Source organism: Gracilibacillus sp. Marseille-QA3620, assembly GCF_054950035.1.
In genome coordinates this window covers 947,752-967,220 of sequence record NZ_CM143102.1, presented here as the reverse complement: position 1 = coordinate 967,220, position 19,469 = coordinate 947,752, and the positions used below count along the sequence as shown (strand labels likewise).

Annotated in this window: 20 protein-coding genes; 3 read left to right on the top strand and 17 right to left on the bottom strand. The window is 42.9% G+C overall.

Translation table 11 applies throughout. From position 1 onward, the window contains the following. Positions 1 to 20: 20 nt before the first annotated feature. From ACY8DX_RS04900 to ACY8DX_RS04870, 7 genes are all read right to left on the bottom strand, one after another. Positions 21 to 290, bottom strand: a complete 270-nt coding sequence (locus tag ACY8DX_RS04900; RefSeq protein WP_049671879.1) for a hypothetical protein — start codon at positions 288 to 290, stop codon at positions 21 to 23. Between the two features lie 220 nt (positions 291 to 510). Further along, positions 511 to 1,260 carry a hypothetical protein gene (locus tag ACY8DX_RS04895; RefSeq protein ID WP_462406293.1) on the bottom strand — a complete coding sequence of 250 codons (750 nt, stop codon included), beginning with the start codon at positions 1,258 to 1,260 and terminating at the stop codon, positions 511 to 513. Positions 1,261 to 1,506: 246 nt separating this feature from the next. Then, positions 1,507 to 1,674 carry a hypothetical protein gene (locus ACY8DX_RS04890; protein ID WP_462406292.1) on the bottom strand — a complete coding sequence of 56 codons (168 nt, stop codon included), beginning with the start codon at positions 1,672 to 1,674 and terminating at the stop codon, positions 1,507 to 1,509. 701 nt (positions 1,675 to 2,375) lie between these two features. Next, positions 2,376 to 2,864 carry an RDD family protein gene (locus ACY8DX_RS04885; protein ID WP_462406291.1) on the bottom strand — a complete coding sequence of 163 codons (489 nt, stop codon included), beginning with the start codon at positions 2,862 to 2,864 and terminating at the stop codon, positions 2,376 to 2,378. A gap of 32 nt (positions 2,865 to 2,896) precedes the next feature. Then, positions 2,897 to 3,025 (bottom strand): hypothetical protein, encoded by a 129-nt coding sequence (locus tag ACY8DX_RS04880; RefSeq protein WP_462406290.1) that lies wholly within the window; start codon positions 3,023 to 3,025, stop codon positions 2,897 to 2,899. Positions 3,026 to 3,274: 249 nt separating this feature from the next. Then, positions 3,275 to 5,518, bottom strand: coding sequence for a YhgE/Pip family protein (locus tag ACY8DX_RS04875; protein ID WP_439802976.1), 2,244 nt, complete (start codon positions 5,516 to 5,518; stop codon positions 3,275 to 3,277). A 74-nt stretch (positions 5,519 to 5,592) separates the two neighbouring features. Further along, a complete protein-coding gene (locus ACY8DX_RS04870; RefSeq protein WP_049671884.1) occupies positions 5,593 to 6,168 on the bottom strand; it encodes a TetR/AcrR family transcriptional regulator in 576 nt (191 codons plus the stop codon). A 153-nt stretch (positions 6,169 to 6,321) separates the two neighbouring features. On the opposite strand from ACY8DX_RS04870, the gene ACY8DX_RS04865 reads away from it, so the two are divergent. Beyond that, positions 6,322 to 6,465, top strand: a complete 144-nt coding sequence (locus tag ACY8DX_RS04865) for a hypothetical protein (RefSeq protein WP_156185645.1) — start codon at positions 6,322 to 6,324, stop codon at positions 6,463 to 6,465. Between the two features lie 21 nt (positions 6,466 to 6,486). Here ACY8DX_RS04865 and ACY8DX_RS04860 read toward each other — a convergent pair whose 3' ends face one another. From ACY8DX_RS04860 to hemE, 7 genes are all read right to left on the bottom strand, one after another. Next, positions 6,487 to 8,151 carry an amino acid ABC transporter ATP-binding/permease protein gene (locus ACY8DX_RS04860; RefSeq protein ID WP_462406289.1) on the bottom strand — a complete coding sequence of 555 codons (1,665 nt, stop codon included), beginning with the start codon at positions 8,149 to 8,151 and terminating at the stop codon, positions 6,487 to 6,489. 5 nt (positions 8,152 to 8,156) lie between these two features. Beyond that, positions 8,157 to 9,890: an ABC transporter ATP-binding protein/permease gene (locus tag ACY8DX_RS04855; protein ID WP_439802975.1), complete on the bottom strand. Its 1,734-nt coding sequence runs from the start codon at positions 9,888 to 9,890 to the stop codon at positions 8,157 to 8,159. Further along, complete coding sequence (locus ACY8DX_RS04850; protein ID WP_049671887.1) at positions 9,887 to 10,270, bottom strand: YbaN family protein; 384 nt, start codon at positions 10,268 to 10,270, stop codon at positions 9,887 to 9,889. The genes ACY8DX_RS04855 and ACY8DX_RS04850 overlap by 4 nt, the downstream gene beginning before the upstream one ends. Before the next feature lie 17 nt (positions 10,271 to 10,287). Continuing rightward, the gene (locus ACY8DX_RS04845; RefSeq protein WP_049671888.1) at positions 10,288 to 10,593 is read right to left on the bottom strand and encodes a hypothetical protein; all 306 of its coding nucleotides are present in this window, start codon (positions 10,591 to 10,593) and stop codon (positions 10,288 to 10,290) included. Positions 10,594 to 10,782: 189 nt separating this feature from the next. Further along, the gene (hemY, locus tag ACY8DX_RS04840; RefSeq protein WP_462406288.1) at positions 10,783 to 12,249 is read right to left on the bottom strand and encodes a protoporphyrinogen oxidase; all 1,467 of its coding nucleotides are present in this window, start codon (positions 12,247 to 12,249) and stop codon (positions 10,783 to 10,785) included. Between the two features lie 28 nt (positions 12,250 to 12,277). Beyond that, positions 12,278 to 13,213 carry a ferrochelatase gene (hemH, locus tag ACY8DX_RS04835; protein WP_049671890.1) on the bottom strand — a complete coding sequence of 312 codons (936 nt, stop codon included), beginning with the start codon at positions 13,211 to 13,213 and terminating at the stop codon, positions 12,278 to 12,280. Between the two features lie 20 nt (positions 13,214 to 13,233). Continuing rightward, positions 13,234 to 14,274, bottom strand: a complete 1,041-nt coding sequence (gene hemE, locus ACY8DX_RS04830) for a uroporphyrinogen decarboxylase (RefSeq protein WP_049671891.1) — start codon at positions 14,272 to 14,274, stop codon at positions 13,234 to 13,236. A 273-nt stretch (positions 14,275 to 14,547) separates the two neighbouring features. Between hemE and ACY8DX_RS04825 the strand changes: the two genes are divergently transcribed. Beyond that, positions 14,548 to 15,051 (top strand): antibiotic biosynthesis monooxygenase family protein, encoded by a 504-nt coding sequence (locus ACY8DX_RS04825; RefSeq protein ID WP_439802971.1) that lies wholly within the window; start codon positions 14,548 to 14,550, stop codon positions 15,049 to 15,051. Positions 15,052 to 15,255: 204 nt separating this feature from the next. Then, positions 15,256 to 16,440, top strand: coding sequence for an amidohydrolase (locus ACY8DX_RS04820; RefSeq protein ID WP_049671893.1), 1,185 nt, complete (start codon positions 15,256 to 15,258; stop codon positions 16,438 to 16,440). Between the two features lie 24 nt (positions 16,441 to 16,464). On the opposite strand, the gene ACY8DX_RS04815 is transcribed toward ACY8DX_RS04820, so the two are convergent. The 3 genes from ACY8DX_RS04815 to ACY8DX_RS04805 all read right to left on the bottom strand — a co-directional run bounded on the left by ACY8DX_RS04815 (position 16,465) and on the right by ACY8DX_RS04805 (position 19,214). After that, positions 16,465 to 17,184, bottom strand: a complete 720-nt coding sequence (locus ACY8DX_RS04815; RefSeq protein ID WP_439802970.1) for an EcsC family protein — start codon at positions 17,182 to 17,184, stop codon at positions 16,465 to 16,467. A 91-nt stretch (positions 17,185 to 17,275) separates the two neighbouring features. Beyond that, a complete protein-coding gene (locus tag ACY8DX_RS04810) occupies positions 17,276 to 18,481 on the bottom strand; it encodes an ABC transporter permease (RefSeq protein ID WP_462406287.1) in 1,206 nt (401 codons plus the stop codon). Continuing rightward, on the bottom strand, positions 18,471 to 19,214 hold the full coding sequence (locus ACY8DX_RS04805) for an ABC transporter ATP-binding protein (RefSeq protein WP_049671896.1): 744 nt from the start codon (positions 19,212 to 19,214) through the stop codon (positions 18,471 to 18,473). Before ACY8DX_RS04805 ends, ACY8DX_RS04810 begins: the two co-directional genes overlap by 11 nt. Positions 19,215 to 19,469: the final 255 nt, after the last annotated feature.

Below are 19,469 nucleotides of genomic sequence, written 5' to 3'. Positions count from 1 at the left end.
AAAATAATAGGCAAAGGAAATTAACAATCCTTCGTTAGTCGATTGGTTTCATCATAAAGCTTCATATGAATCATTGCATCTATCACCATTTTCTTTCGTTTTGGTTCATCCTGTAAGACATAATGAACTTGAATATCGCCGAACAAAGCAAGTCGAGATGATTCTAGAGACGAATGAAGATATTCCTTCAATAACATCATATCTAGATGTATGTCTTTATGTATAAGAAATGGGATATGTTTTTCCCCATTAAGAAGCGGTACTGCTACACCCAGCTCATCCTGGATCAACTAAATGTCCGGCACTACCTGAATAATTCTCTGCTTAGATGAAATAGTCCTTTAAACTTCCAAAACAAACCGATCCCTTTTCTCTAATAAGGGGGTCTATTCACTTTAAATACATTGTTTCACATACTTCCCCCACATTCTTCATCTATTACAAGAATGCTTCCCTTTAGCAACATAAGAAAAGACCATCAATCTGACAGTCTTTCCTCCTATTATTCTGTTACTTCAATAAGGACTCAATTCCAAAGTATTCCGTCAATGGAACCTTTCTACCTTCTCTATCCCATTGATGATATGTATTAAAGACCTGTTTCACATTATTATTGGCACGGTCCTCTACTAAATACTTTACAGAAAGATAACTTCGCCAATAATCAAACATAATACTTGAAAGGCTGCCTTGATATGAAAGACTTCCGAAATCTTCTAATGAATATTTTCCATATTTGTCTTTGAACGCTTCAAATAATTGGATCTCCGCATTGGTTATTTCGTTAAACTCCTTCTCACTTAATAGAATTTTCCTAGGCAGATAAAAACACATCCCTTCCTCGAACCATATCCCATTTTCACTTTCATCATCAAATTCATCCAAGAATAAATCAGAATGGTGAGTTAATTCGTGTGCTAATATAATAAATACCTGATTTTCAGAGTAATTTTCATAAAATTCCTGAACATCCGGAAGATCCTTTCCGTCTAATTGGCTCAGAAGAATTCTCCTCCAACTTTTCACATCAGGAGACATATAGATTAAATCTTTATTCGTATAGGCTGGTATGGGGATATTTGAAAAAAACATCGTTGCCAATTCTTCGCTAGTCCATAAAATGCCTTTTGGTAATTCTGTTAGATCATATTGTTGCTCAAGTATGGCTTGGTATTCACTCAGTTTCTCTCCAAATCTATGAGTAACATCTCGATACTTTACAAACTCCTCTTCCCTTTCAAAAGCGTATATTTGTTTCATTCTTCTCCCCCAGTTTTCCGAGATAGTAATAAAGCGATTGCTCTTATTTCGAAATTGTTTCCGATAAAACAACTTCCAAAAAATTATCAAGCATTATAGGATAGATTTCTGGCTGTTCAATATTAGCTGTATGCCCAGCATTCGGAACCAATCCAACCTTACTATCCGCTTTCATTTTTTTGATATAGGCAGCTGCTTCTACCTCATATCATTCATTCCCGCCATTCAGGATGAGCATTGGTATCCTTATGCTTTGAATATGCTATACGCTATATTTGCATCATTCTCTTCAATATTTGAGAAATATTCATATTGTTTCTCCATAATCCCTTCTAGCTCTTCGGGAATGAACGGTGCATAACCTGTAAGGACAATACCGTTCATGAACTCTGGCACTCTTAAAGCAACATGCATGGCTAAGGAAGCTCCTAATGATCACCCGGCTATAAATCCTTCCCCTTAATTCTTGATTTGAGTAATAACGTAATTAAGAGTTTCCTCAAAATAGAGGCTTCAACAGGTGCATTCCATGCTCCGGTATATCCAACAGCATGCTTATCTTCGAAATAAGCTATCTAATCTGTAAAATGTGTTTCAGCCGTCCCCATAAAACCGTGTAAGAAATAGACTTTCTTCATTAAAATCTCTCCCTTGTTCATGCATATATCATCTGCTGTCCTATAATTAATTCCCAGAATGAAAGAGTACTTCTATGGTTCAGACATACCATTTGCCAATAGTAGTAGATAGATTAATATGGATAATGGAATCATTAATGCCATATTCGAAAGGATGCAAAACACTTTTACAGCGCTTATTTTAGATTTGCCTCCCAAAATTAACGACACCAAAAATCCAATGTCGATCAAAATATACAAGAAAATGAGATTCCATAGATTTAAGTTCGGAGACCGGTATACAAAGAAAATAAATAATGCCATTAAGAACAATACGAAGGTTAATAGGATTGGAAAAAAATCTTTAAATTGTTTCAATGTATTCACCTCCTTTCATATTTCACTTTATAATAAGGAGTTCAACAAAAAAGGTATTAATCCTTCTTAGATTAATACCCTCGTTAAGTGAACAGGCAAGTCTCAATAAAAGAGGCCTCTTCATATATTCACTTTGTCTACTGGAACAGCTTCTTCCTCATGAGGAAAAAGCCTATCATGATCTTCAGGACGGCTTCTAGTCACATAGGTCCCCGCGACCCAATCATGCAGACTACGTTTGTCTTTTCGGATGCCGACCATCAGCCCAGATACCAAAATGAGGCCAAAGAGGCTAAAGGTCCCGATATCTAAGGCAATAGAAGCCGCATTTAATCCTTCTATTTGATGAACCTCACTTGTTCGTTCATCCACCAGCCTATTCCCGGCATCTGACTCCAGCCAAACAGTCTTATCAGACAAAAACAACTCGACATTCTGCTGGCCTAATATAGCGTAACAGACTATAAGAGCAATCAATAATGGCGAAAGATATAACAACCCGCCAAGAATATTTCTCCTCATCATATTCCAAAAACCCACATTTCTTCCGTCCGTGCGGATAATTCGAATACCTAGAGCTCGTTTCCCGACAGTGTACCCGTACCACAACGCCGGGAGCAAGAAACGATAGGCATCAAATATTAATCAATCAATTTCGTAGCTGCGCTTTCAGAGAAGAGAATAAAACAGAGAAAACCGAGGACCAAAAATAAAAGCCCATCGAGAAGGGCTGCACCAGAGCGAATCCAGAAGCCTGCTGGTTGATTCAAATCATCTTCCCCCTTTAGTAACGATCTTTCTATTGATAAGTCCGTGCACTAGTATATCGGAAAAATAAGGAAAATGTAAGGTGCGAAAGATCAAAAGCTTCGTATTTATTAAGCAATTTTTGAATTTCATTTTCTCTAGAACAGAAGTTTCCACCTATACTCTTGACGAAAAAGGTCAACAGCAAAAGACCCTTTAGCAATAAAATAACCGATTGCTAAAGGGCCTCATTCTTGAAATCAATTTATCTATTAAACTGTAAGCTGACTTTCCGTCCATTTCTTTGTACGGAGACGGCGATATTTCCACGCCAATGTCAGCAAGGTCCCGGTAATGGAGACAGCGGTGAATATACCGAGCACCCCGATATTTTGCCACATATAGTCGAAATTTCCGCTTGAGATGACTGCTTTAAAGCCTCGGACAGAATAAGTCATCGGCAGCCAGGCATTGATATCCTGCAAGGTGTCTGGAATCAATTCTAATGGGAAGGTTCCAGCACTGGTTGTTAATTGAAGGATAAGCATAATAATCGCGATGAAACGCCCTGGGTCGCCCATGGCTGTCACAAGGAATTGTATGATTGACATGCAGGTGATGCTCATCGCGCATGCCATCAAGAACAGAAGAGGTACACTTTGGACCTCTAAATCAAGCGCATAAAGGATAATTCCTGTCGCGATAAGGGCTTGCAGCAATCCAACGATGATGATGACACCGAATTTGCTCAAGAACCACCCAAAGAATGATTTTGGTTTACGCGCCGGATCCTTCATCGGATAAACCACCGTCAAGAGCAAGGCCCCGACGAATAGTCCCATTGATAAGAAGTATGGAGTTAAGCCGGTTCCATAGTTAGGCACTTCCCCATTTACGACCTCTTTATCTGTTTTAACCGGGCTTGCCATCATTTCATAGGTTTTATTGTCCGCCTTAACAGAGCTTCCTTCCTCTGCAGCATCCTTCAAGGCATCCGTTAATTCGCTCGATCCGTCCTTCAACTCTCCTGTTCCATCAACAAGCGCACCAGAGCCGTCCGCTAATTGAGAGGAACCATCTGCAATCTGGCTTGCTCCCTCCTTCAGCTCGGTTGTACCGTTCGCAAGCTTTGATGCCCCGCTAGAAAGCTTCTCTGTTCCAGTTTGAACCTGACTGAAGCCAGCATTAAAGGTATCGAAACCGGAGAGCAAGGTCTTTTGCCCTTCAGCAAGCTGATTTGCACCGGTTTCAAGCTGGGTTCCGGCTTGAGCCAACGGGCTTAAAGCCTGGTCATTGAATTGCCCAATTCCTGATGCCAATGTTTCAGAGCCATCCTGTAATTGAGATACCGCTCCAGCAAGTGCTGCCAGCTGATCCCCGCCTGGAAGCTGCTGCGTCCCCGCTGATACTTGGGCACTGCCTTGTTCCAGTGCAGATAATTGAGCGATATACGCTTGCTTCTGCTCATCTGTTAATGGCAAGGAATCCAGCAAGGCTGTCAATTGCTCATTTAGTTGAACAATTCCAGTATGCAAATCACTGGCACCCTGCTGCAGGGAGGTAATCCCGCTTGCTGCATTGCCTAATTGATTTGTTTGCTCCTCGAGGCTGCTCAATCCGCTAGATAGTGTATTGGCTCCTGTTTGGATATCAGCAAACTTTCCGCTTGCACTTGCCAAGCCGGAATTAAACTCCGTGATTCCATCGGCTAAAGCGGCTGCTCCGCTTTGAGAGGACTGCACACCCTCATATAATTGGTTTTTTCCATTACTCAGCTCATTAACGCCATCAGCTAATTCAGCTGTTTTATCTGCGAGCTCCTTCGCCCCTTCCTCAAGGGTGGATGCTCCCTTTGTCAGGTCAAGCTGAGAGCTTGCCAAGGTTTCAAGATTGGTCTTAATTTCCGCTGCGCCATCGCCCAGCTTGCCGATTCCATCTTGAAGCTTGGAGGCTCCATCACCTGCTTCAGCGTACCCATCAGCCATTTCCGTCACCTTTTCAAAAATCGTTTCAGCATAGGTTTCACTAACCTCATCTGAAATGGCCTCCTTAATTTTCTCAATACCGGATTCCGAAATCTTCGAAGCCGTATAGTTCAAGGACTGGTTCGGCACATAGACCAACTCGAGTTTCTCAGGCTTTTCATCAAGCAAGGTTGTAGCATTCTTGGAGAAATTCTCGGGTATTTGAACAATTAAATAATATTCATTATTTTCAAGACCCTCGTAGGCTTCATCCTTGTCAACGAATGTATAGTTGAAGGATTTATCCTCCTTCAAATTTTCTGTCAAATCCTTGCCCAAAGTAAGATGATCGCCCTCAAAGTCAGAGCCTTTATCAAGATTGACGATAGCTACCGGCAGTTTTTCAATATTTCCATAGGGATCCCAGAAGGCCCATAGGAATACACCGGCATAAATAATCGGAAGGAATATGATCGCAATTAACGAGATGGCCATCATCTTGCTTTTAAAGATGTCCTTCCATTCTGCCAGCCATAGCTTAAAAGCATTCATGCTTTATCCCTCCTACCCTAAAACTTAATGACCAATATTGAATTTTAGTCATTGTGGTCCAAATAACAGGCTGCCTATGCATAAGACAACCCTTCAAATAAATATAATTTAAAATAGTTTGCTATTTCCTCTTCAGACAACGGTTCATGCTTTTCTTCCCAATCATAAATAAGTGCCTTATACATTTTAACAATGATAAAGGCTGTTAAATTCGGGTCACATTCTCGAATTTCCTTCATCTTGATGGCTTTATCCACCTTCCTCCTGATGGCTTGGAGGATATGCTCTTCCAATTCATCTACAGCCTCAAGTACGGCTGGTGTTCCAATCTCTTTGGCCTCCATAATAAGTTTGGCCGTCAGCTGATGGGACTTTCGAAATGTTAGAAGCCGACACAGAATGGCATGAACATTCTCAAGTGTTGTGTTATCGCTTTTGATCGCATCCTCTGCCTCAGCATTCATCTCGAGGATAATCATGCTAACAACCTCTCGGAACAAATCCTCCTTCGTCTTGAAAAAGGTATAGATTGTTCCCTTCCCGACGTTGGCGCTCCTTGATACTTGATCCATCGTCGTCGCTTTATAGCCATAATTGCTGAAGCTATGTATTGCTGCGTCAAGAATCAGCTTTCTTCTGTCAACAGCCATTCCCTCACCTCGGTTATTGACCAAATGAACAATCTGGTCAATTTAAAATATGAATAATACATTATCAAAATCTGCGTGTCTCGTCAAGTAATTAGATACACTATTATTTTTGTGTCAGCTGGGTAAATAAAGAAAAGAACAAGGAGGGACAATATGCTGAAATGGATCTTAGCAGCAGTTGGAATCTATCTCATCTTTCTATTCACTGAAGCTCTCATCTCTTACTATTTCCACAAGCTGCAGCAAAAATTCATCTTCCCAACGGGTAATTCAGACAAAGAGAAAGAGAGCCTCTAATAAAAGACGGCTCTCCTTTCATTACGCTGTTTGAATCATTTTATTTTCTATTTTGTACACTTGATCAGCCAGTTCCCATACATCCTCATTATGGCTGATTAAGAGAACCACCTTATCGGCTGCATGACGTTTGATTGTCGCCAGTACCGCTTTTTCGTTCAAGGCATCAAGATTGCTGGTCGGCTCATCGAGAATGAAAATAGGGGAATCCTTCAGGAACATCCTCGCTAAGGCGATACGCTGCACTTGTCCGCTCGACATATTGGCCGCGTATTCCTCCATAAATGTATCCAGACCTTTCGGCAGACTCTCTACATATTCGGAGAGGCCTGCCTTGAAGCAGGCTTGTTTAATCTGCTCATCTGTGTATCCCTTTTGATAGAGGGTCAGATTATTCCGCAGTGTATCTGTGAACACCGTAGTGGAGGCTGTTACTAGACCAATATTTTGACGGAGACTCTCATGAGAATAACACATAGCAAGCTCATCATTTATATAGACATTTCCCTCAAGCGGTCTCAGATTTTGCAGCAGTAAAGAAATAAGCGTTGATTTACCCGTACCATTCGCTCCTCTAATGGCGGTAATCTCTCCCTTATGAAAAGTCAGATTAACATGTCTGTATAACTCCCGGCCATTTTCATACCCAAATTTCACATCTTCAAAGCGGATCGTCTCCACCTGATCAAGCTTCTTTCTTCCGCTATAGAGGATATCCGGTTTCAAATTGAGAAGACGGAGAACGCGTTTCGCACTGGCGGACGTATGGACAAGACTCGCACTTAATTGCGAAAGAGCAAGGCTTGGACCGAAGGAGGAGAACAAGACAAGCATAGCAAGCAGAACAGCTCCCATGTGGGATTCCCTTTCCGTAATGAAATAGACAGATGTGAATAGCTGTACAAAAACAGTTAGATAAATCATTGTATCAGTTAAAGCTTTCAATAGCCCTTCATGTCTTTTTAAATTCTTCGTCGTACCATTCAGCTCATGACTGTATGTGTCAATGGAATGAAGAGTATGATTCTTTTTCCCAAAGATAATGATTTCCTTTATCCCCTTCAATGAGTCCATTAAGAAGCTGCTCAGCATCCCCTGCTTCGTGCGGTAAACCTCAGCAGATCTCTGTCCAAAGCGGTACACCGCCACCGGAATAAGATAGCCAATCACCCAGTAACTGATCACCCCAATCAACGCATATAATGGATGCAAGCTATATAACATAGCACCATAAACAATCATAGTAGCAATCCAAATGAACACAGGAGCAATCGTATGGGCATAAAAGACCTCGAGGAGCTCGACATCCTTTGTCACAATGTTCATCAATTCACCCTTGCGAATCTCCTTTAACTGGTTTTCCGTCAAGAGCCGCAGCTGTTTAAATACTTTCTCGCGAATGATGGCAAGAAGGCGAAAGGCGATATAATGGGTGCAGTATTGCTCACTAAGACGAAAGACCGCCCGTAAGACACCTGCAAGAAGAATGGCGTATATCAGAAGCTTCAATGAGCCGTATTCTCGAATTCCCGCGATCTGCAGAACACCCATCCCGCCAGCAAAGCTTATGGCTGTAATCGCCAAATAGCCTAATGTACCTAATGCTATGGTCAGAAGCATTAAAGGCAGCAATGGTTTTAAGAGGCTGACAAGCTGCCGAAGTTCTTTAAAGGTTAATTTCTCCATACTCTCTACGCTCCTACATTATCACGAAGTGTATTTAATGATTGCTGTTCTTCCCATAGGCCAGCATATACCCCGCCTTTTTGAAGAAGCACCTGATGGGTGCCCTGTTCAGCAACCTCTCCATTCTCCATGACGAAAATGGAGTCTGCCTGTACAAGATTTTGAAGATGATGGGTAATGACAATGACCGTCTTGCCCTTCTCTTTCAGCAGAGCGATGGTTTCCATAATCTCCCTCTCACTCTGCTGGTCCATATTGGCTGTTGCTTCGTCAAAGATCATGACCTCAGGGTCTTGCAGGAGCATTCGGGCTACCGCAAGCTTTTGCTTTTGCCCGCTTGAGAGGTTCGCTCCTTCACTGAGAACAGGCTTCTCTAATCTACCTTGGAATTCTGGCAATCGGACAAAAGCCAGCATGTCATTGGCTTCTTCCTCTGTCAATGAATCCTTAGCCATTTGCAGATTGGAAAGAATAGTCCCTTCAAAGAGATGCGACTGACTGGCAACGCTGCCGATATACTGATGAATGACTTCAGTGGACAGCTCTGCAAGATTGGCAGAGCCTAGGAATACAGCTCCCTCATCCGGCTCAATGAAACGCTGCAGCAAATGACTGAGGGTCGTTTTCCCTGAACCAGATACCCCGGCAATTCCAGTTAAATGCCCTTTTTTAAGGACAAGGAAGTCCATTTTTATCGTACTTGATGATTGCGGATAGGTGTAGGATAGCTGCTGGACCATCATGCTTCCCTCTATATCTGTGCATACAGCTGCCTTTTCATTTTCCACCGGCAATTGAATAAGATGCTGCAATTCCTCCATCGCACTTACGCCATTCAAGCCCACATGAAAGTAAGAGCCGAGTAATCGCATCGGCAGGAAGAATTCAACTGCAAGCAAAGCAAAACAGACAAAGCCTAAGAAGGAAATGTTCCCGTTTTGGTAACTGCCCACAGACAGCGCGATTCCAATTGCCGTACCGCCATATGCGATTAGATCCATAATAGTAATGGATTGCAGCTGCATCGTCAGCACCCGCATCGTCATCCGACGGAAATCCTCTGACTCCCGGTCCATCATTTGTTGATATTCCCGGTCCCCCTCATACATTTTCAATATAGGCAGACCTTGCACGCCTTCAACAAATCGCTTTCCGACATTTAAATACTTATTCCAATAGGTACGAAACACTTTCTTGCCAATCTTCACCCCAGCAACGATAGCAACAGGGATGAGATAGACGCTGATCATCAAGACTAGGGCAATCTTCCAGCTGACGGCTGATAAAGGAACAAACAAAATCATCGGAGCAAGAATACTGTATGCAAACTGAGGGAGATAGCGGCTGTAGTAGACCTCAATATTCTCGATTCCTTCCACACTCAGCTGACTGATTTTACTGATTTCAAGCTTCGTTACTTGCGCTGGCTTTAAAGACAGCACATTTTTGAACAAGTCCCTTCGAATCACATATTTCAACTGATGGGAAGTATAATGGGTCAAATAAGTCGATATGTAATGGCAAACGGCCTTCACTACTAATAAAAAGGCAATGAGACCTGTGAATTTTCCTGTTATTGTCCATTCTTCCGCAAACATCAAGTCACTGAGCACACTGGCAATTTGAAAGGCGAGCAAAATATTTACACAAAGATTGATGATTTGCAGAACGGTTATCCAGAGGACAATATGAAATACTTTATATTTTTTCGCGAATTGCAGCATTTCCTTTTGAATCATAAATTCACCATATCCTTTTTCTTATCAATAGTCGGCATGCGGCAGATAACAATGAGCTTTACAATCGCCAGTACAGCCAAGAAAATCCGTACATGTGTATTGGCTATCACTATACCGCTCAACAGCAGCAGGGCATAGACGGTCATAAGCAGTTCGACCTTCTTCTTCAAACTCAAGCCGCCTGCCTCGAGAAACGGCACCGCATATCTTTTATAAACACTTGATTGTTTGAGCCAGCGTTCACAGCGCTCTGAGCTCTTTGCGAAAAGGGCAGCAGCCAACAGAATAAACGGAGTCGTTGGCAGCAACGGCAGTACGACACCAATCAAGCCCAACCCAGTAAAAAGCCACCCTAATAGGAAGAATACTTTCTTTTTCATCTCGGTTTTCACCTCTCCTAAACTACATGAATCAGCACAAGCCAAACGATAGACGCTGCCACCAGGCTTAAGTGCACAGCCGTTTTAGCCCTTCTCTTATACAAATAAGGAATTAAGCTTGCCGCTAGTAACAGCAAAGCATATAAGATATAACCAGAATTCGTGAAATTTTTCACAATAATATATACAATAAAACTTACAATCGTTAATAAACCAAAGATTCGATGAAGCCATTTGAGGGGCTCCGTACGTTTAGCTAAATAAACGGAACCAAATATGATGGCCAGCATCAATCCAAGTTTATGAATCATCATCAACACCATTTGTCACCCACCTACAATATGTAACTAATTACTATATTAAGATTATTGATAATGATTCTCACTGTCAATGCATGTGTTAAAATTACATTTTTTTGTTAACTTTACAGCGATTGAAGAATGCATTTCTAACGAAAAAAAGATGCCGTGAAACCCATCTATTTAGCGGGTTCATGACATCTTTTCATCTGTTTAGCGCATGCTGGCCAATTCTTTTTCAACATTGGCTTGTTGTTTCATATGATTAAGAACCTTCCCAACAGCAGCGACACCTTGATCAATACAATCCGGCATGCCTACCCCTTTATGAGAGGCTCCTGCTAAATAAACGCCAGGAAGCTCTTCGTTCATCAAGCTCTCAACCTTTCTGAGAGTAGAAATATGCCCGACTTTGTATTGCGGCATTGCCTCTCTCCAGCGGCTCACCACCGAGAATTGCGGTTCTTCTGTAATATTCATAATATGATTCAAATCCTTCTGAACAAGCTGAACAATTTCCTCATCGGACAGGTCAACAACCCCTTCATCGCCTGGTCTGCCGACATAGCAGCGGAGAAGTACCTTGCCTTTTGGAGTAGAATGCGGCCACTTTTTATGTGTCCACGTGCAAGCCGTTATGCGGCAAGGGCTATTGCGCGAGACAACAAATCCTGTCCCGTTAATGTCCTGCTTAACTGCATGCTCATCAAATGCGAGTGACACAGTTGCAACTGATGTCGACGGCATATGCTGAAACGGCTTGAAGAATGAATAATCGGGAAACATGTGCGGGATAGCTTGATGCGGCGTTGTTACAATCATGGCAGCTGCCTGCATGAATTCCCCATTGCTCAATTCAATGGTATATCCTTGAGCTTGCTTCGTTACACTCTCAACCGCGAGATTCTTACGCACCATCTCAGGCGGAAGCTGAGCTTCAATCGCATTAATGAGTGATTGAAGGCCTTTTTCGAATGTACGGAACATCCCGATACGGTGATCTGTCTTCTTGACATCCTTCTCTGTCTTTGGAGCTTCCTTCCTCGAGCGGTTCTTCTTCGTTCCAAGGATAAGGCTCCGATGCTTTTGCTCGGTTTCCAGCATATCAGGAAATGTTGATAAGATGCTCAATTGGTCGAGATCTCCTGCATAAATACCCGACATGAGCGGCTCAACAAGGTTTTCTACTACCTCATCACCAAGCCTCCTTCTCAGGAAAGGACCGAGAGGCTGATCACCAGTTTCCTTTGAACGCGGCAGAACAAGATCCATTGCAGCTCTCACCTTCCCAGCTGGTGAGAATAGGCGGCTTTTGATGAAGGGGCTGATTTCAGTCGGGATACCCATCACAGCTCCGCCTGGAATTGGAAGAAGCTCATCATCAATCAAGATATAAGATTGCCCGGTTGAATTCGGAACAATGGTCCCTTCTATCCCGACATCCTTGGCTAACTGTGTCATACTTTTCTTGCGGGCTAAAAAGGAATCCGGGCCCCGTTCGATGACGAAACCATCTCTTTCAACCGTCTGCATCTTACCGCCAAGACGATCAGAGCTCTCTATTAGAACCACGCGATACGGCAGATGCTCTTCTTCGATTTTCCTTTGCAGATAAAAGGCTGCCGCCAATCCTGTCAGTCCTCCGCCAATGATTGCTATCTGTTGGTTGTTTGAGTCCACCTGTATCCCCTTCTCTTTTCCGAAATGATTACTTGCGTACCGTTAATTCAGCAATAGCATCTACCATGGCTTGCACAAACAATGGATCAGTGTTTGGCATGGCTGGACGGTAGTAGGCGGCACCAACCTCATCCGTTACGACCTTGCACTCATAATCATTGTCATACAGAACTTCCAAATGCTCAGCCACAAATCCTACCGGCGTATAGACAAAAGCTTTATAGCCTTTTTCTTCATGCAAATCCCTTGTTAAATCCTGTACATCTGGTCCTAGCCAAGGCTCGGGTGTTTGTCCGGCGCTTTGCCAGCCGACCGCATAATTCTCCACACCTGCTCCTTCAGCAATTAATTTAGCTGTTTCAGCCAATTGATCAGCATATGGATCGCCCATACTGATAATTTTCTCAGGTAAGCTATGTGCAGAAACGATTAAGGCTGCATTTGCTCTTTCTTCTTCAGGCATTTGGGCAAATGTTTCTTTTACCTTATCTACCCAATACTGAACAAATTTAGGCTGTGTATACCAGCTTTCAACAGAGGAAATGTTGATTCCATATTTAGCTGCCTCTTCTTTGGCACGTCCATTATAAGACTTAATGCTGAATGTGGAATAATGAGGTGCCAGTACAATACTAACTGCCTCTGTAATGCCATCATTATGCATTTTCTTCACAGCATCCTCAATGAAGGGTTCAATATGCTTCAAACCAATATAGGCAACATATTCTACCTCATCCTGTGCTTCATTCATGGCTTTCTCAAGGGCAGCAGTTTGTTCTTCAGTCGTCTTTGCTAGTGGAGAAAGTCCGCCAATAGCAACATATCTTGATTTCAAATCCTCAAGGCTTTCCTCTGACGGCTTTCTGCCATGACGGATATGTGTATAATAACGTTCAATATCTTCTTCTTTATAAGGTGTTCCATAGGCCATGACTAATAGGCCGACTTGTTTGCGTTCAGACATTATACGAATCCCCTTTATCATTATTTCATTCTTGCAGAATACTCATGGATGAAAGCGGTGAGTCTCTTTAATACATCTGGGTCAACACTTGGGAATACTCCGTGTCCAAGGTTAAAGATATGTCCTGGATGCTGAATCCCTTGGTCAATAATCTCGCTTGCTTTCTTCTCGATTACATCCCACGGGGCCTTCAATAGGGCTGGGTCAAGATTTCCTTGAACAACCTTATCTACTCCAAGCTCTCGTGCCTCTGGTATCGACAGCCTCCAGTCTAGTCCTACGACATCAAGAGGCAAGGAATTCCATTCAAGTGCAAGATGAGAGGCTCCAACTCCAAACATAATCAACGGGACATTTTCTTCTCTCAATTCTGTGAATATTCTTGTCATGATTGGCTTAATATAATAGTGATAATCCTGTACATTTAGTGCACCGACCCAGGAATCAAAAATTTGAATAGCTCTGGCACCGGCTTTGATTTGAGCCTTCACGTAAACAATGATCATGTCGGCAAGCTTGTCCATTAACATAAACCATGCTTTTGGATCTCCATACATAAGCGCTTTTGTTTTCGTATAGTTCTTGGACGGTCCTCCCTCAACCATATAACTGGCAATGGTGAACGGGGCTCCAGAGAATCCGATTAACGGAACGTTCAATTGTTCCTCTGTCAACAATTTGATTGTTTCAAGGATATAAGGAATATGTTCCTCCGGGTTCAATTCCCCGAGTCTTTCTACATCCCCAAGGGTTCTGATAGGGTTGGAGATAACAGGACCAATGCCTGATTTAATATCAACTTGAACACCTATCCCAGGGAGAGGACTCATGATATCCTTATAGAGGATGGCAGCGTCCACATCATATTGTTCAACTGGGAGTCTTGTTACATAAGCGGCCAATTCAGGCTGATGGGTTATTTCAAATAAAGAGTACTTCTCTTTGATCTTCCTATATTCCGGCTGTGAGCGACCAGCCTGTCTCATATACCAGACCGGCGTGTAATCAACCTTTTCGTTCCGGGCAGCTTTAAGGAAGGTATCATTGAATTTTTTCGCCAAATGCTGTTCCACCTTTCGTCATCTTCATTCTATTTAATTTTCGTATACACATTGTTAGAATTAGGCATCAATAACAACTATATCCTTTCATATTCAAGTTGTATATGAAACCTGTCGAACTGTCATTAAATCGTCTTATTTATTCTATCTATCATTTACTCTCACAGTTTATGAGGATATTTACGGAGGTAAAATATCCAAAATAACGTAGCGAGACCAACTATTCTCAATTGCGACTCCATTATACTAAAATATTTAAACAGGGGGCAAACGATGAACTTCTATATTACGTCAGGTACATTGTCATTTTTGAAAATCATTCAACAAAAGCATTCATCCTCCAAGACGATCTTATTAAATAACCCGAGCACATCCATGCTTCTTCATGAAAGCAGCGGGAAAAGCTTCTTTCAATCCCCTCGTACATTTGAAGTCATTGAACAGTCTGGACAATTAAAGCAGGAGGGCTTCTTCTCCTTGCACTATATCCCTGTCTCACCGGAGGACCGCCCTTCCTTTGAGCAAGATCTAAAGAAGGCGGCCCAACATATCCCCGAACAGCCTGGTCTCCGTGCCTACCGATTGCTTCGTCCGATTTCATCTGACTCCTATGTGGTTTTGACTAACTGGTCGAAAGAGCAGGATTACGCACGATTTGACCAGGCTAAAATCTTCACAAATAAGAAATTGGAAAGCCTCTTTAACACCCAAGTCCTTTTTACAGGAAAACCGTACACAACTACCTTGCATGCCTACAAGGATAAAGATAAGGATTAGACAAAGAAAGGAAGCTTCCGATTCATGGAGCTTCCTTTTTCATGCCCAAAATGGAACAAATCTCCTTTATAACAGGAGCTTCTGCTATAATGAGCGTATTCAGTTCCGTATATTTAGTCATTTCCAGATGAGAGCTGTAGATAGTTTAAAAATGGTAAAATCTGTGAATAAGGTAGTAAGATGCACGTTAGGGGAGGAAGGAAAATGGAAGAGATTCTTAATCAAAAACTCGAGCAGTATTATGACGAAATGATTTCCATCCGCCGTCACCTTCACATGAACCCAGAGCTTTCCTTCCAGGAGAGGAAGACTGTTCAATTTATCCAAACATATTACAAAAAGCTGAACATACCTGTTCGCACAGGTGTAGGCGGCGGAGGAATCGTAGCCACAATTGAGGGAAAACAGCCCGGACGGACTGTTGCACTGCGCGCCGACTTTGACGCACTGCCCATTCAGGATGAAAAGCAGGTCCCATATCGTTCAACTGTAAAAGGCGTGATGCATGCCTGTGGACATGATGGACATACTGCTCTGCTGCTCGTTCTTGCCAAAGCATTAAAGGAAATGGAAAATCAACTCACTGGCAATTATGTATTCATTCACCAGCATGCAGAGGAATTGGCTCCTGGAGGCGCCAAACCGATGATTGAGGATGGTTGCCTCGATGGAGTAGACGCGATATTTGGCACCCATTTGTGGGCTCCTTATCCTACCGGTGAGATTTATTGCAGCCCTGGTCCCGTCACCGCTGCGGCTGACAGATTCCAAATTACCATTAAGGGAAAGGGCGGTCATGGGGCAGAGCCGCATACCACCAAGGATGCACTCGTCATAGGAACGGAAATCGTATCACTTCTACAACTGATCACAAGCAGAAAAATCAACCCGATGGATTCAGCTGTCGTCTCTGTCGGACAGTTCAACGCAGGAAATGCCTTTAATATCATTCCGAGCGAAGCCTATCTAGAAGGAACTGTACGAACCTTTTCGACAGAGCTGCAGGACTTCATCATCGAGGAGATGGAGCGAATCATCAAGGGGGCATGCACTGCACATGATTGTGATTATGAATTCCGTTACTTCAGAGGTTACCCGCCGACCGTCAACCATGAAAAGGAAACAGATTATCTCATCAGCAAGGCAGAGGATGTAGTCGGGTTCCAGCACGTCCGCCCATTGGACCCGCTCATGATTGGGGAGGATTTCTCCTATTATTTAGAGGCCGTACGGGGAGCACTCTTCCTGACAGGAGCAGCGCCGTCAAATACGGATTATCCGTATCCTCATCACCACCCAATGTTTGACTTTAATGAAGAGGCAATGCTGATTGCCGCTAAAACACTAGGCTATGCCGCAATCGGCTTTCAGGAATGGCGCTATTTTTAATAAGAATGCAAGAAGGAGGAGCCTTTAAGCTCCTCCTTCTCCTATCACTCTTATACGAAAGGCATTTTGGGCCGTTTCACCAAGCTGGTCCAGAAGCTGATGGTTCGCATATGCGCCAACTGCTGCGCCAAAGCCTGGGATAAGCTGAAACATTTTGACAAAGTCAATCGCATCCCTATACTCCTGCTGGAAGCTATCCCAATCAATATTCTCGTACTGCTCCTTTTCCTTCTCCCAATTTAGGATAATCGGAAGAAGCTCCTTCTTTTTCTCCACAGATGAAAAGGCAAGCTGGAAGACTAGCAGAATAAAAATCCGTTCACTTAATTCCTTCGGGTTATAGCCATAAATCCTGCTCAAAGCATATAAATAATTCACCTTGATAGACAGAAGCAGCGGAAAATCGGCCAATGCAATAACTCCTCCGCCAAAGCCTGTACCGGCACCTTCGACAACAGCTGTCCTTCGATAAGCCTCAAGTGTACGCTCCGCGGCCTCATCCATCTCAGCAAGCGTATCATGGCCGTACTCCTTTTTCGGCACATAGGAAGAACCCGCAAGCACACCCTCTACCATTCCTTTAACCGAAAGACGGAAGGCATCATTTATCTTCTTTGGCAGCTTCGCACTAATGAAATTCTGGGCATTCTTTGACATCCGTTCCATCCTGCTCGGTTTCGCCAGAAGTTTCTTCTCCCAAATGGCCAAGTCTTGCATAACCTTCCGTTCATATGAGTCAGACATCCATCTTCCTCCTTTTCATTCCTAGACATATCGAGGCAATGTTTGTTCTACTAACAAACAGCGTGGATGAAGCCCACGAATGAAGTTCCCCTTATTCCTGCATTTTACGGCTTGCAAACATCCTGAAAAAGACAATGACTGCTAGACCTAGAATAAGTGAGAGCCCAGCCAATTGAAGGCTTCCTCCAATTAATATGCCAATGGCAAAGAAAAAGCACTGAATCACCATTAGGATGGTCAATAAATCCATAACCGCCTTCTTGCGGTATGCAGGATTGTATGGATACAGCTCGATGGTCATCTTCTGGTCATGATGATGCCAGATCGGCAGCAATTGCAGACCTGTCATATAAAGAAACAGCACTGAGACAAACACTGAGCCCCAGCCCAGATCGGCAAAGGCTACAACCAAAAAGGCGATGATGGATAAGCGCATATATAAACCAAAATAATCATTTGCTCGCACAAATGTACGGGCATATAAATAGCTGAACGGATTCTTCGTTCTGCCTGAAAGCACCCGGATGACTGCAGACAGCCATCTGCGTTCCGTTATTTTCTCGCGCAGCTTCGGCACATCCGTAAATAAATTTGCAATCCGGTAAAAGGCGGCCATTCTACCATTCTCAAGCTCAATCAGCCTTTCCCATTGAAGAACTGTATTTCTAGAGGACTTCACATAGTACAAGCACAAGCCCACTAATACAGCAAACACAAGCAGAATGAGAAGTACATTCGCACCCTTTACAATCAAATAAACTAACACACCGTTCAAAGCAAAGCGCACAAAGGTATCCACATATGGAGCATACGGCTCCCGGTCATACAGAACAAACCAGCGACCTGCCAAGTTAACCGCCTTCAGGATAAGCAAAACAATGAGAAGACTTAAGAATGAAAGCGCCTGCCCCCCCATTACCTGCATATACATTGGGGTCAAAACAGCTTGAATGATAAGCAAAACATATAACTGCATGACAAAGCTGAATACATAGGATCTCTTCACATACGAATCAAGCCTTGTCTCAATTGGCAGCAAAAAAACAATATCCGGATCTCGGAAAAAGGTTGTGAGCGGACTGATTGTCACGACGAGACCAAGTATAAGTGCCATAATAATCGGCGCCGGAAAATCTGGTGTTAAGGTTTTAACCCATTCACTGTAATAATAGCCTGCTCCGCCAATCAAAATAATCATCACAAACACTAAATGGCCATTGAATATATACTTTAAGTATTTACCGGTCTCCTTTAAAAAATGATTAAAGCGTTCCTTCCATAATGACTCAATCTTCATGGCGATCTTCCTTTGTCAGCTGCAAATAAATATCATCAAGTGAAGCACCCGGCATATCAAACTGGCGGCGAAGCTCCTCGAGATTTCCTTTAGCCCTAACTTCTCCTTCATGAAGAATAACAAAGGAATCACAATATTTTTCCGCTGTCGCCAATATATGCGTAGACATCAGGATCCCTGCTCCCTGCTCCTTCATATCCCCCATCATATCCAGCAAGGATTGAATCGCAAGCGGATCGAGACCAACAAACGGCTCATCCACAATATAAAGCGATGGCTCCACTAGAAAGGCACACATAATCATGACCTTCTGCTTCATCCCTTTCGAGAAATGAGCAGGGAACCACTTCAACCTTTTCTCCATCCGGTATTCCTTCAATAATTTCGCAGAACGCTCTTCAAACGTCTTCTCATCAAGTCCATACGCCATCGCTGTCAAACGCAAATGCTCCTCAAGCGTAAGCTCCTCATATAAAATCGGTGTCTCTGGAATGAAAGAGAACTGCTTCCGATATGATTCCATATCCTCGGAAAACTTCTTGTCGTTTATCTTGATATCGCCTTTACGCGGGGTCATTAACCCAATAATATGCTTAATAATCGTTGACTTTCCGGCACCGTTTAATCCAATCAGTGCCACAAGTTCATTTGGTTTAACCTCAAAGCTAACATCCTTCAGGACAGGCGTTCTCGTATATCCGCCCGTAACATGGTTAATTTCAAGCAATGACATCGGTCATTCTCCTTTATCTTTTTCTTTCTTATATTGTAACAAATATGCCTTTCATACGGAAAAATCCTTCACCAAAAGTGACGCTCCGAAATCTTTTTTTAAAATTTCTCTCACCGATTGTATATATCCTGTCAAAGCGGGCAATCTATTATCAGAGAGGAACGACATACACTTAACCAGTAAGCGGGGGTGTTTGTTCGCGATAATGTAGGCTTTACCCTAAGGTAGATCAGTCATAACTTCTAAAAAAATGAG

Coding starts and splice junctions, on each gene's coding strand:
- ACY8DX_RS04895 (WP_462406293.1), bottom strand. CDS start 1,260: ATGAAACAAATATACGCTTTTGAAAGGGAAGAGGAGTTTGTAAAGTAT.
- ACY8DX_RS04890 (WP_462406292.1), bottom strand. CDS start 1,674: ATGCATGTTGCTTTAAGAGTGCCAGAGTTCATGAACGGTATTGTCCTT.
- ACY8DX_RS04875 (WP_439802976.1), bottom strand. CDS start 5,518: ATGAATGCTTTTAAGCTATGGCTGGCAGAATGGAAGGACATCTTTAAA.
- ACY8DX_RS04870 (WP_049671884.1), bottom strand. CDS start 6,168: ATGGCTGTTGACAGAAGAAAGCTGATTCTTGACGCAGCAATACATAGC.
- ACY8DX_RS04865 (WP_156185645.1), top strand. CDS start 6,322: ATGCTGAAATGGATCTTAGCAGCAGTTGGAATCTATCTCATCTTTCTA.
- ACY8DX_RS04860 (WP_462406289.1), bottom strand. CDS start 8,151: ATGGAGAAATTAACCTTTAAAGAACTTCGGCAGCTTGTCAGCCTCTTA.
- ACY8DX_RS04855 (WP_439802975.1), bottom strand. CDS start 9,890: ATGATTCAAAAGGAAATGCTGCAATTCGCGAAAAAATATAAAGTATTT.
- ACY8DX_RS04850 (WP_049671887.1), bottom strand. CDS start 10,270: ATGAAAAAGAAAGTATTCTTCCTATTAGGGTGGCTTTTTACTGGGTTG.
- ACY8DX_RS04845 (WP_049671888.1), bottom strand. CDS start 10,593: ATGGTGTTGATGATGATTCATAAACTTGGATTGATGCTGGCCATCATA.
- hemH (WP_049671890.1), bottom strand. CDS start 13,213: ATGTCTGAACGCAAACAAGTCGGCCTATTAGTCATGGCCTATGGAACA.
- ACY8DX_RS04825 (WP_439802971.1), top strand. CDS start 14,548: ATGAACTTCTATATTACGTCAGGTACATTGTCATTTTTGAAAATCATT.
- ACY8DX_RS04820 (WP_049671893.1), top strand. CDS start 15,256: ATGGAAGAGATTCTTAATCAAAAACTCGAGCAGTATTATGACGAAATG.
- ACY8DX_RS04815 (WP_439802970.1), bottom strand. CDS start 17,184: ATGTCTGACTCATATGAACGGAAGGTTATGCAAGACTTGGCCATTTGG.
- ACY8DX_RS04810 (WP_462406287.1), bottom strand. CDS start 18,481: ATGAAGATTGAGTCATTATGGAAGGAACGCTTTAATCATTTTTTAAAG.
- ACY8DX_RS04805 (WP_049671896.1), bottom strand. CDS start 19,214: ATGTCATTGCTTGAAATTAACCATGTTACGGGCGGATATACGAGAACG.